The sequence below is a fragment of the Bacteroides hominis genome, from assembly GCF_033042785.2.
GTDB lineage: Bacteria > Bacteroidota > Bacteroidia > Bacteroidales > Bacteroidaceae > Bacteroides > Bacteroides hominis.
Genome location: NZ_CP178829.1, coordinates 2,695,632 through 2,709,433, shown reverse-complemented (window position 1 = coordinate 2,709,433; position 13,802 = coordinate 2,695,632). Strand labels below are relative to the sequence as shown.

At 36.0% G+C, this 13,802-nt stretch carries 13 protein-coding genes and 1 tRNA gene; 2 read left to right on the top strand and 12 right to left on the bottom strand.

The window, feature by feature from the left end:
• Window positions 1-35: 35 nt before the first annotated feature.
• Window positions 36-770 carry a class I SAM-dependent methyltransferase gene (locus R3O62_RS11340; RefSeq protein ID WP_032535974.1) on the top strand — a complete coding sequence of 245 codons (735 nt, stop codon included), beginning with the start codon at window positions 36-38 and terminating at the stop codon, window positions 768-770.
• A gap of 44 nt (window positions 771-814) precedes the next feature.
• Here R3O62_RS11340 and R3O62_RS11335 read toward each other — a convergent pair whose 3' ends face one another.
• Window positions 815-2,680 carry an SLC13 family permease gene (locus tag R3O62_RS11335; protein ID WP_269110152.1) on the bottom strand — a complete coding sequence of 622 codons (1,866 nt, stop codon included), beginning with the start codon at window positions 2,678-2,680 and terminating at the stop codon, window positions 815-817.
• A gap of 60 nt (window positions 2,681-2,740) precedes the next feature.
• Entirely contained in the window at window positions 2,741-3,337 is a 597-nt protein-coding gene (locus tag R3O62_RS11330) for a TlpA family protein disulfide reductase (RefSeq protein ID WP_223127558.1), read from the bottom strand.
• 140 nt (window positions 3,338-3,477) lie between these two features.
• On the opposite strand from R3O62_RS11330, the gene R3O62_RS11325 reads away from it, so the two are divergent.
• Window positions 3,478-3,551: transfer RNA gene (locus R3O62_RS11325), tRNA-Thr, on the top strand.
• Window positions 3,552-3,710: 159 nt separating this feature from the next.
• Here the strand turns inward: R3O62_RS11325 and R3O62_RS11320 are convergent.
• Genes R3O62_RS11320 through R3O62_RS11275 form a run of 10 tightly spaced genes read right to left on the bottom strand, consistent with a single transcriptional unit; the run spans window position 3,711 to window position 13,792 of the window.
• Entirely contained in the window at window positions 3,711-4,298 is a 588-nt protein-coding gene (locus tag R3O62_RS11320; protein WP_188521101.1) for a sugar transferase, read from the bottom strand.
• A gap of 31 nt (window positions 4,299-4,329) precedes the next feature.
• Window positions 4,330-5,553: a DegT/DnrJ/EryC1/StrS family aminotransferase gene (locus tag R3O62_RS11315; RefSeq protein ID WP_032530178.1), complete on the bottom strand. Its 1,224-nt coding sequence runs from the start codon at window positions 5,551-5,553 to the stop codon at window positions 4,330-4,332.
• 29 nt (window positions 5,554-5,582) lie between these two features.
• Window positions 5,583-6,389 (bottom strand): glycosyltransferase, encoded by an 807-nt coding sequence (locus R3O62_RS11310; protein ID WP_250710625.1) that lies wholly within the window; start codon window positions 6,387-6,389, stop codon window positions 5,583-5,585.
• An 8-nt stretch (window positions 6,390-6,397) separates the two neighbouring features.
• Window positions 6,398-7,390 carry a glycosyltransferase family 2 protein gene (locus R3O62_RS11305; RefSeq protein ID WP_317472683.1) on the bottom strand — a complete coding sequence of 331 codons (993 nt, stop codon included), beginning with the start codon at window positions 7,388-7,390 and terminating at the stop codon, window positions 6,398-6,400.
• A complete protein-coding gene (locus R3O62_RS11300) occupies window positions 7,377-8,633 on the bottom strand; it encodes a nucleotide sugar dehydrogenase (RefSeq protein WP_005795347.1) in 1,257 nt (418 codons plus the stop codon). Before R3O62_RS11300 ends, R3O62_RS11305 begins: the two co-directional genes overlap by 14 nt.
• A gap of 10 nt (window positions 8,634-8,643) precedes the next feature.
• On the bottom strand, window positions 8,644-9,681 hold the full coding sequence (locus R3O62_RS11295; protein WP_022011138.1) for an EpsG family protein: 1,038 nt from the start codon (window positions 9,679-9,681) through the stop codon (window positions 8,644-8,646).
• 6 nt (window positions 9,682-9,687) lie between these two features.
• Window positions 9,688-10,944, bottom strand: a complete 1,257-nt coding sequence (locus tag R3O62_RS11290; RefSeq protein WP_022011137.1) for a lipopolysaccharide biosynthesis protein — start codon at window positions 10,942-10,944, stop codon at window positions 9,688-9,690.
• Window positions 10,931-12,115: a hypothetical protein gene (locus tag R3O62_RS11285; protein WP_137570016.1), complete on the bottom strand. Its 1,185-nt coding sequence runs from the start codon at window positions 12,113-12,115 to the stop codon at window positions 10,931-10,933. Before R3O62_RS11285 ends, R3O62_RS11290 begins: the two co-directional genes overlap by 14 nt.
• Window positions 12,112-12,636: an acyltransferase gene (locus R3O62_RS11280; RefSeq protein WP_005776101.1), complete on the bottom strand. Its 525-nt coding sequence runs from the start codon at window positions 12,634-12,636 to the stop codon at window positions 12,112-12,114. The genes R3O62_RS11285 and R3O62_RS11280 overlap by 4 nt, the downstream gene beginning before the upstream one ends.
• Window positions 12,614-13,792, bottom strand: a complete 1,179-nt coding sequence (locus tag R3O62_RS11275; RefSeq protein WP_317472685.1) for a glycosyltransferase — start codon at window positions 13,790-13,792, stop codon at window positions 12,614-12,616. The genes R3O62_RS11280 and R3O62_RS11275 overlap by 23 nt, the downstream gene beginning before the upstream one ends.
• Window positions 13,793-13,802 lie beyond the last annotated feature (10 nt).

The window sequence follows — 13,802 nt, the reverse complement described above, 5'->3', positions numbered from 1 at the left end:
TATCTTTGCCCGCTGTAACAACTAAAAACCAATCAATGGATACATTCCTGCTCCCGGCAGAAAAAGACCCGATGGGTGCCGCCATAGCCGATTATTATCACAATCACAAGGCAGACAGACTGCGTGTATTTTCTTCTCAGTTCGATGAAGACGAAATACCCGTCAAACAACTTTTCCGCGAAGCCGGACAGATGCCCCTGCTCGAACGCACAGCTCTTCAAATGGCTACCGGAAGAATACTCGACGTAGGCGCCGGAAGTGGCTGCCACGCCCTTGCTCTTCAGAAAGCCGGCAAAGAAGTTTCTGCCATCGACATCTCTCCTCTGGCCGTCGAAGTAATGAAACAACGGGGAGTAAAAGATGCCCGCCAGATTAATCTGTTCGACGAACACTTTGCCGATACTTTTGATACCATACTGATGTTGATGAACGGTTCCGGTATCATCGGACGCTTGGAGAATATGCCTGTCTTCTTCCGTAAGATGAAACAAATACTCCGCCCGAATGGTTGCATCCTGATGGATTCAAGTGACCTCCGCTATCTGTTCGAAGATGAAGACGGAAGTTTCCTGATCGACCTGGCCGGAGATTATTATGGAGAAATCGACTTCCGCATGCAGTACAAAGACATTCAAGGTGATTCTTTCGACTGGCTGTATATCGACTTCCAGACCCTCAGTGCCTATGCTGCCGACAATGGCTTCAAGGCCGAAATGATAAAAGAGGGCAAACACTATGACTACCTGGCCAAACTGACTGTTGTCCCGTGACCGGGCAGGCATGAAAATTCCCGATAACCGGTCCTCCTAAAAGACTAAAACGGAAACAATAACGGCAACACGAACACCATCACCACGCCCATAGTGATCTGCAACGGAAGACCAACTTTTACATAATCCATAAATGTATAGCGTCCTGCCGGCATCACCAGTGCATTAGGCGGCGTGGAGAAAGGTGAAGCAAAACACATACTCGCCGCCACCGTCACGGCAAACAGAAACGGATAGGGACTCAGTCCCAACTGTACGGCAGAGTGAAGCGCAATAGGAGCAAGCAGCACCGCAGTAGCCGTATTGCTGATAAACATCGTCATCAGCGAAGTAGTGAAATAGATGCCTGCTAACAAAGCAAAAGGCCCGTAAGTACCCAGACCGTTCACCAATGATTGCGACACCACTTCCGAAGCCCCGGTTTTCTCCAATGCCAATGACATGGGCAACATTCCCGCTATCAATACAATACTCTCCCAGTTGATTGTTTTATAAGCTTCTTCCACATTGCGGAAACATCCGGTCAGCACCATCAGCAGAGCTGCGACAATTACTGCCGTCACAGGGGCCACCGGAATAAAGTCAAACATCATGGTTATAATCATCCCCAACATGATCAGTGCCGCTACCGGTGCTTTATGGTTCAAGGTCACTTTAGCTGCTTCAGCCAATGGTTGCCCCAGAACGACCCATTGCGACTGGTCTTCACCAAGCCTGGCAATGTTTGCCCAACTTCCCTGTACCAGCAAGACATCTCCCGAATGCATTTTTTCATCCTTCAGGTTCTTCAACAAGTAGTCACGCTTGCGCTGAATTCCCAATATATTAATACTGTAATTCTCCCTGAATCCGGAAGCTTTTACCGGTTTGTTTATCAAATTGGCAGTAGGCAGCAACAAGATTTCGGCAATGCCTATCTCCTGAAAATCGAAACCTTCATCCGTATTATGCAAATTACCTTCCGTCTTATGTGTATCCAATAAAGCCAGACGATTCTCACCGACAAAACGTTTCACGTTCTCAAACTCACCTAATACATAAAGAATATCTTCTGCTTCAATCAGGGTTCCCGCTTCTGCCATCTCCTGCTTTTTTGTCTTAAAAAAGTGTCGGGATGAAACCGATCGGCGACGCACTTCCAGAATTGTCACATGATACCTCTGCGGAATCCCTAACTCCTGTATTGTTTTACCGACAATTCCTGAAGATTCTTCGACCTCCACCCTATACAGGTTCTGTGATAACTGATATTCCCCCGCTAATTCCTGAAGCGACTTATTCTTATGCTTTCCCCGCGTTTCTTTATCTGTTTTCTTCGTCAGGAATATCTTGCTCAGCGGAATCAGCACAATCAGACCGACAGTAACACATACCAGTCCCACGGGAGTGAAGGTAAAGAAAGAGAGCCGTTCATATCCGGCTTCAATCAAGGCATTCTGTATCACAAGGTTAGGCGGAGTACCAATTAACGTCATCATACCACCCATACTGCTGGCAAAAGCAAGAGGCATCAGCAGACGGCTTACATTGATATTGGCACTCATGGCCATGCTGACCACAATAGGCAGCATCAACGCCACCGTTCCCGTATTGCTGACAAAAGCGCCGATAGCCGCTGTCACCAATATGATCAGTACAAAGAGTTTCAACTCGCTTGTTCCCGCAAACTTCAGGATACGGCTACTGATCATCTTTGCCAGCCCCGTTTGGAAAATAGCTCCGCCCACCACAAACAGACCGATCATCATGATAACAACAGAATTGGAAAAGCCCGAAAGCGCTTCCTCCGGAGTAAGGATATTGAAAAGTATTAATAATACCAGCGCACACAATGCCACTAAGTCAGACCGTACCTTTCCACTCATGAAAAAGGCAGCCGACAGTACGAGAATAATAATCGTTATAGCCATAAAATAAAAAGATGGGGTGATTCCATGTTAAAAACAAAAAATCACCCCTGCTTGTTCAACTTATTTCTTCAGCATTTCATCAATTTGATTTACCAGTGAAGTAAATTCCTCTTCGTTATACAAACGAGTCAACTTCACAATCTTGCCTTCCCGGTCTATCAGTACATTGCGGGTGATACCCGATTCACGCAATGCATATTTTGCAAATATATCCGCTCCCGGATCCAATCCCAACGGATAAGTCACCCCTACCGACTTACCAAATGCAATCACTTTGTCAAGAGGTTCATCACGATCAATACCGATCAAGGCAAACTCCGGATTGCTTTGATGTTTCAGCCAGATATCTTTCTCTATAAAAGGCATCTCTTTACGACATACTCCGCACCAACTGGCCGTGAATTGCAACATCACCACTTTGCCACGAAGTGCAGAAAGCTCTATCTGCTTTCCGTCTGTCAGAGTAATAGTAAAATCGGGGGCCATCTCTCCTACTTTCACAATATATCCTGTGCTGTCTGCCGCAACACTATCCGTTTTCACCACTACACTATCCGCAACAACGGTTGCTTTATCCGCTTTTCCCTGTCCGGAACATGCTGCCATACCCCAAAGAAGCAATGACAGACCACATACATAAAAAAAGTTCTTCTTCATACTTTTCTATAATTAATTGATTTGCAAAAGTAAACAAAGAATCCGATTTATCAAACACTATTTTTATGAAGCATTTTTTGCCAAAGTATTTGCAAATTTAAAAGTTTTTCCTACCTTTGCACCCGCAAAACAGAAATGACGCCTCTTTAGCTCAGTTGGCCAGAGCACGTGATTTGTAATCTCGGGGTCGTTGGTTCGAATCCGACAAGAGGCTCAATAAAAGAGAAAGGATCAGCAATTGCTGATCCTTTCTCTTTTATTGAATTAATTTCTTTCCGGAACTTACTCCCGAGCTACTCCTCCTTCTTCTTTCTCACGTAATAAGGTACAAAAACAAAAAGAAGAACTTCCCTCACTTTCTTCAAAAACGTATCTAACGAATGATGCTCCAAAATGTCAGAAATATAATTTTTAAATATTCCTTCACCGAACGATTACATATATATTTCATATTATACCGTATTTTATCGGGCATAATCTGTTCTATATATGCCTTGTCGGGATCCGAAGCCTTTCCAAGAATCGTATTTTCATCCACATATTCAATAGAAGCATAATCCGTAATTCCGGGACGTACGCTCAATACCTTTTTCTGGTCATCAGTATACAAATCCACATACTTACGAACCTCAGGCCGTGGTCCCACCAGACTCATATCACCTTTCAGTACATTGAACAACTGGGGTAATTCATCTAATTTATACTTCCGGATAAAATACCCGGTACGGGTTATTCTGGGATCTCTCCCCCCCACCGTTATCAGTCCCTTCTTATCAGCCCCCACACGCATTGAACGGAATTTATAGACATAAAAATCCCGCCCGTATTGTCCCACACGAAGTTGTTTATAGAAACCGCCTCCTTTACTTTCAAGGCAGATGGCTATATAAAGAAAGAGAAAAACGGGAGAAAGCAGAAGAATTCCCAAAAGGGAAAAAACAATATCAAAAAAACGAATCAAGAAGCTTATCTGTTTAGTGTTTGTAAATATACTATCTGTTTTCTGCGATTACGGTCGTATAGGCCGCCTTTACAGTATCAATAATGAAATTCAATTTTTCACTATCCAGTTGAGGATATATCGGCAATGATATCTCACCCTTAAAATTCTGATAAGCCTGTGGATAATCATTCATATCATATCCCATCGATTTGAAGAACGACAACATCGGCATCGGTATAAAATGTACATTCACAGCCACTTCACGTTTAGCGATCTCGTCAATCATCCGGTCACGTTGCTCTTCTGTAAAGTCTTTCACACGCAAAGCATAAATATGATAAGAGCTTTCCTTTTCTCCATCTACAGAAGGCGGCACAATAGCCCAGTCACAAGTCGAAAAAGCATCATTGTAAGTATTGAACACCCTTTTTCGCTCCTTCAGCAACTCCGGATATTCCCGTATTTGCGCCAGTCCGATGGCAGCATTCACATCGGCCATATTGATTTTCATTCCGAAACCGACAATATCATAACGCCATCCTCCGGCTTTAGATTTCGAAAAAGCATCCTTAGTCTGGCAGTTCAGGCTCATCATCCGGAGTTCTTTATACAGCTCTGCATTATCGAACGGCTTGGGCAAGTTCAAACAAATGGCTCCACCTTCGGCAGTAGTCACGTTCTTCACGGCATGGAGTGAAAAGATAGCCACATCAGTTTCGCAACCGGTACGCTGCCGGTTACTGTAACGTGCCCCCAAAGAATGGGCAGCATCATTCATCACCAAGATACGTCCTAATTTTTCTTGCACCGGAGATTCCGCACGGAACAATTTTATCATTTCAGATTCCTGTACCAGTGCCATGATCTTTTCATAATCGCAAGGAAAACCGGCAATGTCTACCGGGATAATTGCCTTTGTTTTAGCAGTAATAGCTTTACGAACAGCCTCTACCGAGATATTAAAATCCATTCCGGAATCCACCATCACCGGTTTAGCCCCGGCATGAAGCACGGCCAATGCCGTTGCACTATAAGTATAAGCAGGAACAATTACTTCATCTCCCTCCTTCACTCCCAGCCAACGCAACATCATAATAGCTCCTGATGTCCAGGAATTGACACAAAGTACTTCCTTTGCTCCCGAGAAAGATTTTATTTCTTCCTCCAAAGCCTTCACTTTCGGACCGGATGTGATCCAACCGGAACGTAACGAATCAACGACTTCGTTGATGACCGCCTCGTCAATATAAGGTGGTGAAAATGGTATTTTCATGAGTTATATATTTTATAAGAAAAGTAAAATTAACGAACTGTTTTGTAGATTATATCAAGAACTGATTTAGGCATTAATTTAGCCATAGCATACAGCAAAGCATAACAGTCTTCTTTCCATCCAAACCCCAACATTCTATTGACGCGACGACGTAAGGTATAAATAGATTTAGCATGTTTCCACCCCCGCCTTCTTTCGAAAAAGTTTAAATCTAATCTAAATTTGAATAAGTATTCGGGTACATTGGCAAATTTACATCCACTTTTAAAACCCTTAGCCCACATCATAGTATCTTCTCCAAAGTAAGTGTCTTCCGGATATAAACCAGCTTTCTCAAAATATGAACGCCGAAACATCACAGTAGGATGAATCATACAATCCCGCTTTTTAAATAGTTCCAAACATTCCTCATGGGTTGTCGGCATTTTTTTTCGGAAGTATTCTTTTCCCTCATTATCAATTTCTATTGCCCAAGTACCAAGACAATCAACATCTGAATGTGAGTCCATAAATGCGATCTGCTTTGCAAAACGTTCCGGTATGGAAATATCATCAGCATCCATACGAGCAATATAGGTACAATCCTCCTTTTTCAAGACAACATCTAACAACTCATTTAATGAATAAGCCAACCCCAGATTCTTTTCTCTCGTATTTATACAGATTTGTTCTGTTAACAAATTAGTTACATAGGAAGCTACACCATTTTCTATAGGACCATCACAAATAATATATAAATAAAAAGAAGTATATGTCTGATTAAGCAAACTTTCTATCGCTTCTTGAACTTTCAATAAAGTGTCTTTCGCATACAAAGACATGATAACATATAACATGAATATAATTATATAATATCTTTTTTAAATCTGTTAAACTTAAGATCATAAATTGAATACACTACAATCATAAAAGATGGAATGATACCAACGATACAAGACAATATAGCATTAAGTATATCCCTCTTCCTAAAGGAAGTCTTTGAAATATTCTTTTGAGCAAAAGCGATAGCTGTACTATATTTTTTCTCTTTTAAATAATTATATATAATTTCTTTCCATTGTGCCTGATAAATATCAGCCTGCTCTTGAGTCCCCAATATTTCGATATCAGTGGCAAACGTTTGTAACAACTTCCTCTTCACCTCCAACAAAACATCAGTACGAGGTGTATTTCTTATTCCATCAGCACAAATCACTACATCTACATAAGGAAGAATTTCTATTTGATAGAATCTAAATAGACGAATCAAAAACTCCCAATCCTGATGCCGCTTAAAAGAAATATCAAACAACCCCACCTTATTTAATATCTCCCTTTTAATTATTAAAGTAGAACCAGCAGCATAATCAATTTGTGCTGACAACAACTCATAACATGAATTAAAGCAGCCCACGTTTCGACTTACTTTATATATCTTATTTTTATATTTCTTTACGTAATTACAACAAGTACCACCACAATCTGCACTTGAATTTTGTAGAAAATGTATGGCTTCCTTTATTCGATCTTTTAAGAAATAATCATCATCATCAAGAAAAGCAATATACTCTCCTACAGAGTTTTGAATACCTGTATTACGAGCGGCAGAGCCATTCCGATTTGTTTTATGTTTTATATATTTAACTCTATAATCGTTAGCATACCTTTCCATATATTGGATTGTTTCCAATCGATATTTATCACCATCAGAATTGTCATCTACAACCACCACCTCTATATTAGTATAGCTTTGACCGAGTACACTGTCTATAGCTCGTCCCAACATATTGGGACGTTTATAAGTTGGAATAATGACACTAACCAATCCAGAAACCATATTATTCTTACAGCCGTCCATCAACAATTGCTCTATCTAAAAAACACTTTACATCAAAAACAACAGAAATATCATTACCAAGTGCTTTTATATCAATTGTTTTAAACTCATTATGTCCAACCGCCAATATGATAGCATCGTATTTTTTTTCATTAACATTATCAATCATACGAATACCATACTCTTCATACACTTTTTCTGCATTTGCCCAAGGATCATAAACGGAAATATTTTTAGTATACTCTAACAAAGTTGAATATATATCAACAACTTTTGTGTTGCGTATATCAGGGCAATTCTCTTTGAAAGTAATACCAAGTAGTAATATATTAGAATCTTTCACCAATACTCCCTTTTTATTCATCAACTTGATTACTTGATTAGCAACATAATCGCCCATACCATCATTTAATCGCCGGGCTGAAGACATTATTCTTGGTAAGACCCCATACACTTGTGCTTTTTGTATCAAATAATATGGATCAACGCTAATACAATGTCCACCAACTAATCCTGGTCTCAATTTTATAAAATTCCATTTTGACGAAGCAGCCTCAATCACATCATTGGTATCAATATCCATTGCATTAAATATTTTCGCTAATTCATTCATAAATGCAATATTAACATCACGTTGAGAGTTCTCTATGATTTTAGATGCTTCAGCAACTCTGATAGAAGGAGCTTTGTGTGTTCCATTTATCAAAACAGAATTATATACTTTATCTACTATGTCAGCAATTTCTGGAGTAGATCCGGATGTCACCTTCTTTATTTTTTCAACAGTATGTTCTTTGTCACCTGGATTTATTCTTTCTGGTGAATAGCCAGCAAAAAAATCGAGATTAAATTTTAATCCAGACACACGTTCTACAACAGGTAAACATTCTTCTTCAGTAACCCCCGGATACACAGTCGATTCATAAACAACTATGTCACCCTTTGAAATTACTTTTCCCACAGTTTCACTAGCTGATATCAACGGTGTTAAATCAGGGCGATTATTTCTATCGACCGGTGTTGGTACAGCTATTACATAAAAATTACAATCACGTATATCTTCCAAGTTAGAAGTGCATTTAAAACCACTATCTAAAGCTGCTTGTAACAAAACATCAGTAACTTCTAAAGTAGTATCATGCCCCCCCATTAAAGATTCTACTCGTTTCTGATTCATATCAAAACCTATTGTTTGATATTTTGTTGAAAATAAGCGAGCCAAAGGCAGACCTACATATCCAAGGCCAATAACAGCAATCTTCATAATATGATATTTATTTAAATAAGTTGAAATTCATAGAATAAGGAACCAAATCATACAAATGTCCATTAAAACAAATGGTACGGACAAGGTATAATAACAGCACTAAATGAAGGCTGAAATACATACCAATACGCATATGGACATTCTTTATAGATGATATAACGGCTGGAACCAATATGATATACACAAAGAAGAAATAACTATTCATTCGGAGAGTCATTTGAATAAGTACTCCATTAGATTGAAGTAACACTACTAATAATGACAAAAAACAAAAAAGATTCATATTCTCCATTATAAGCTTACTTTTAAAAGAATTAAGCTTATTCCAAAAGATGATAAATAAAATTGAAATGCCCGCAAAAATATAAGTGAATGAGCTTATATGAGTTTCTCGATCTCTTGTCAAATACACAATATATGGAGTATAGGAAATAAGTTTATCTATAGCCAAGCTACCCGCAATAGTCAACAAAAACACAAGTAATTTGCCTTTTATAGATATAGTCTTATTTAATATATAATATAAAGGAATAAAAACTAAAATCGATTCATGAAAGAAGAATCCTCCCAACAAAAGAGAAACGATATACTTAAATATTTTTTTTTGTTCAATATACTTTAATGCAACAATAAAAACAGCGATTGCTAAGTATTGCCTCATCCCATTAAAGGTTGCAATATAAAACGGAGAAATACAATAATAAATAAAAACTGAAATCCAAACACTGTAATTATATCGTTTAATAACATTATATACCAGTATTTGCATGACAACAGCCATTATAAAAAACATGAATTGATAGCTAGCCCCGATATATCGCAAAAAATCTAGAATCAAGTTAAATCCTAATTCTCGACTTCCATACCCCTCTTCAAGATTATATATTTTCACATAATTAATATAATCGACTCCTACATAATACCTAAACCCAGAGAAAATGGAAAAAAGAATAAATACACAAATTAGAAAAAAGCGATTTTTAGTAACACTTCCTAAAGAGCAAAAGACCAGTAAGAAAAAATATATAAGAAAATAAGGAAACATCGACCTTTACCGCAAACCTTTTATATAGTAATAAAACAAAAAAAGAGAAACTATACCTGACAAAATAAATGTAGCGCACAAACCATAAACAATTGCTATAACACCCCAATATTGATAAAATATAAGTGAGAAAATAATATATAAAAAGCAAAAAGCATAAGTATTATATCCATTCCACTTTGCTTTTCCAACAGCGAGTAATATATTTCCTAATGGATTCCGAAAAATATATGTAACAAATGTTGCAACCATAAACATCTTATACATATATACACAATCATTATATTGTGCCCCAAATAGATTCTCTACCACAAAATCCCCATATATAATCAATAATAAAAAGACTATAAATGAAATAGGAATTACCACTTTCAGATAGTTATAATAATATCGCTTTAAACAATTACTATCCATATAGTTCCTAGATAAATAGCTAAAATCAGAGATCATCAAAATTCCAGGTAGAGTTAAAAGATTAAAAGGTATTATAGTGGCAACCCTAAAACTTGCTATACTGTGTTCCGGTTCATTCAATATACCTAAAAGCAAAGGAGCAATAGAGAAAATAATCTGGTTAGCAATTGCACTAACACTTGTATGTATTCCATATCCCCAATATTCTTTTTTAGAAATCTCAATCGGGTTACTAAATTGTATATAAGAGATTTTTTTCCTAAACAAAAAGAAAGTCAATAACGGTGCTAATATAAGAGCAGTAATATAGCCATAGTTCTTAAAAAACAAAGTCAAGCAAACCGTCAGTAATAATAATATAACAGAATTGTACACGTTTATTTTAGAATAGGTTCTATTTAAATTTACAATTCGGAAATAACTACGCATTGTTTCTAAAATATAAAAGCTATACAATCCTAGACACATATAAACAATTAAAAGCCACTCATTCTTCATACCCTCAGGTAGAAAAAAAGAATAAACAACTATAATAGCAACAACAATTGAAGTATAGTTTATCCCAACCCTTTGAGTATAATAATAATACTGTTTTTTTTTCAAGAATGAATTCACAATTGAACCAAATCTTAACAACGAATAATTCCCTCCAAATCCTGCAATAACGATTGCTATGGCATATATAGACAATACGTAAGATAATATTCCGTAGTCTTCTTTAGTAAGTAATTGCACAACAATAATAGAAAGTAGTGCGGCACTTATCTTTACCAAAGCTGTAGAGAAAAAGACAGAAAAACCTCCTCTCTTGATAAAACCTGAAATAAAATCTGAATTAATTCTTTTCATTCAAAAAATCCAATTTATAAAAGGGGCTCTCGGAACAATATAACTGATCAGAATAAAGATTCTGTGCCATTTTTATATACTTAGAATTTATATTTGACATTGCATAATACATCTCTGCATACCAAGCTCTTTGTAAATCACTAGATTGGATGTAACTCAACAGAGATTTATTATTTTCAACAAAGTCAATAGCTCGTTCTAATTTATCCCCTATTTCATTATAGTTTAAAATACTTGTAGTTAGTATCTCTGTTTCCCTATTTTTTTTGTAGAGATTCAGCAATCGAGCAAAATCAACAATGTTGACTAACTGATAATCTATATGCCTATTTAAAACAGATAAATCCCTGGAAATAAAACCATTATTAAAAAAGACAGTAGGAAATACAAGTTTAAAAATTATAGGATGAACAATTTTTTCATATACGCAATCAATCAAAAAAGAATTATGTTGTTCTTTCAAAAATAAATTCAAGCAATAATTATCCATTGCCTGCAATTTATTCATCATTTTTCCTTTATTAGTTAATTCCAAAAGTTGATTTATGGAAATAAGACCTTTGTTTATCCAATAGTCTAAATCAAAGTTAAGAAGATGTTCTTTCCTATAGAATTTTAGTAATAGAAGTGTATTCAAAGAATCAATATGAGTATTCAAGGTTAAAGTATTCCTCCAACTCTTACCTGCCACTTTTGATCTAATATGTGAAAAGGGGGTTTTTCCACCATACTCACTTGAATCATGGCAAAACCAAATACCTTCTTTCCATTCAAAAAAATATTTAAATTGTTCATTTGCTATGATTCTGATATTTTTATCTGTATCAAATCCATCTTCACAAGCATACAACAGCGTTCTCAATGCAGAATTTGTCGAACGAAATTGTATATCATAATCTCCTGTAAAGCTACGATGCAATAGTTTTCCATTACCCCAAGTTATACGTCTATCAATGGCTTCTATTATTCTTAATTTATAATCAGAAAGAGATTCTTTTTGAGATTTCTCTATCTCACATAATGCATAAAACATACTTTCCCCACTCATCTCAAAACACCAATCGGATCCTAAACTTCTTGTAATTAGAAACTTTCCATCTAAAGTAAAAATCTGTTTAAATTCTTCGGGAAAACAGATATCACCTATAAGTGACAAACACATTCTTTTCATTTCAGCTGAGTATAAATAGTGTCCCTCAATTCATTTTGTCGTTCCTCAGTAATTATTTCACCTCTAGTAATTAAATCAATAAATTTCTCATTAGGAGCATAAAGAATTTTACGCTGCTCGCATTTATCAATATATTCACTAATAGTGGAAACAACTCTTGCAGGATTTCCTGCTACAACAGAATTAGAAGCTATGTCTTTAGTGACAACACTTCCTGAGCCTATTATCACATCATCACCTACTACAACTCCTGGTAAAATAATACTATTAGCTCCTAAAAAAACACGATTCCCTATTTTAGTCCTTTGTACTCGATACTTACCTGTATGCCAAAGAGTACTAGCATCATGTGCCAATATAATAGATCCTGGTGCAGAAATAAAATCATCACCTATTTCCACTAGTTCTGGAAATAATGTATCAATTAAAGAGTTACTGTAAAAACGTTGGCCATGCTTAAATCTCACTCTAGGAGGATAAATTAAATGATAGACCTTCTTAAAAACTTTCTTTATTATCATATCTTTTCATGTACAAATCCAGCCAATCGTGAATTACATTATTCCATCTAAACTTGTCTATTATTATATCTGAATTCTTACAAGTGAGCTTTTTATAAGGAACAAATTTGTTCAAAACATCATGTAATTCATTTGATATTAATTCCAAACAATCTATTTTCCTATAAAAAACGCCCCACTGATCTAAACAATCATAAGGTAACCACGAACCTGTTATAACTATATTCTGCGCACTTAAATGTTCTAACATCGATCCAGAAAGCATATCTGTAGGTTGTAGCTGAATAAAAATATCAGATGCAACTCTTAAATGTGCAATATCTTCATCAGACAAAAATTGTTCAATTACATTATAATGAAACTTCGAATTAAGAACTGTTTTTTTTATTATACCAATATATTCGGCATCTTTGGGATAGGTTACAGGTAAAAGAAATTCTACCTTATCATGAAAGGGAAACAGCAAAGGAGATCGTTCTATATTCTCTATAATATCAATATGATGTTGTAACCTACTAGCATTATATCCAATAGTTATTACTATTTTGTCTGCACATAATCCTATTTTAGATTTACTAATTCTTGCATTTGCACCACTCCTTAAAATCGAAATCAAACTTTCTAAAGGTTCCAACCCAAAACGACATAAAACGATCTTGGAAAGAAAAGAACTCTTTTGATAACAAGCTTTAAATTCTTCTATAACTTTATCCGATGCAATAGTTATATGATCTGCTCTATTAAATAGCACAGTCATATTTTTTTTCCTATCTTCCGATGCACGTAAAAAATCACTTCCCCATATTGAAACAATTAACTTTCCACGGATATATTTCGAAAAGAACCTAATATCTCGTACTATTATATTCTCAACATAATGAATATGAACTACATCATAAAAATCAAGTCTTTTAATATATTTACGAAACAATATATGTTGATAAAGAACTTTTAAGAAACGATTTTTTTGAAAAAAAGACGGTACTATTAAAGCATAAATATTATTATAAAATTTATCAGAAGGAAAAAAGAGATCTGAACTATCTTGAGAAAGAATATCAATTTCTAAATCTGAATTAAGATAAACTTTTTTTAGAGTCTTCACATAATTGTATATAAACTGATGACTTCGATTTCCAATTATTAGAACCTTCATGCCTATAATA

Excerpts from the sequence above, each read along its gene's own strand:
- R3O62_RS11285 (WP_137570016.1), bottom strand. The coding sequence starts at position 12,115 with ATGAAAAGAATGTGTTTGTCACTTATAGGTGATATCTGTTTTCCCGAA.
- R3O62_RS11275 (WP_317472685.1), bottom strand. The coding sequence starts at position 13,792 with ATGAAGGTTCTAATAATTGGAAATCGAAGTCATCAGTTTATATACAAT.
- R3O62_RS11330 (WP_223127558.1), bottom strand. The coding sequence starts at position 3,337 with ATGAAGAAGAACTTTTTTTATGTATGTGGTCTGTCATTGCTTCTTTGG.
- R3O62_RS11340 (WP_032535974.1), top strand. The coding sequence starts at position 36 with ATGGATACATTCCTGCTCCCGGCAGAAAAAGACCCGATGGGTGCCGCC.
- R3O62_RS11335 (WP_269110152.1), bottom strand. The coding sequence starts at position 2,680 with ATGGCTATAACGATTATTATTCTCGTACTGTCGGCTGCCTTTTTCATG.
- R3O62_RS11310 (WP_250710625.1), bottom strand. The coding sequence starts at position 6,389 with ATGTTATATGTTATCATGTCTTTGTATGCGAAAGACACTTTATTGAAA.
- R3O62_RS11280 (WP_005776101.1), bottom strand. The coding sequence starts at position 12,636 with ATGATAATAAAGAAAGTTTTTAAGAAGGTCTATCATTTAATTTATCCT.
- R3O62_RS11295 (WP_022011138.1), bottom strand. The coding sequence starts at position 9,681 with ATGTTTCCTTATTTTCTTATATATTTTTTCTTACTGGTCTTTTGCTCT.
- R3O62_RS11315 (WP_032530178.1), bottom strand. The coding sequence starts at position 5,553 with ATGAAAATACCATTTTCACCACCTTATATTGACGAGGCGGTCATCAAC.
- R3O62_RS11290 (WP_022011137.1), bottom strand. The coding sequence starts at position 10,944 with ATGAAAAGAATTAATTCAGATTTTATTTCAGGTTTTATCAAGAGAGGA.
- R3O62_RS11305 (WP_317472683.1), bottom strand. The coding sequence starts at position 7,390 with ATGGACGGCTGTAAGAATAATATGGTTTCTGGATTGGTTAGTGTCATT.
- R3O62_RS11300 (WP_005795347.1), bottom strand. The coding sequence starts at position 8,633 with ATGAAGATTGCTGTTATTGGCCTTGGATATGTAGGTCTGCCTTTGGCT.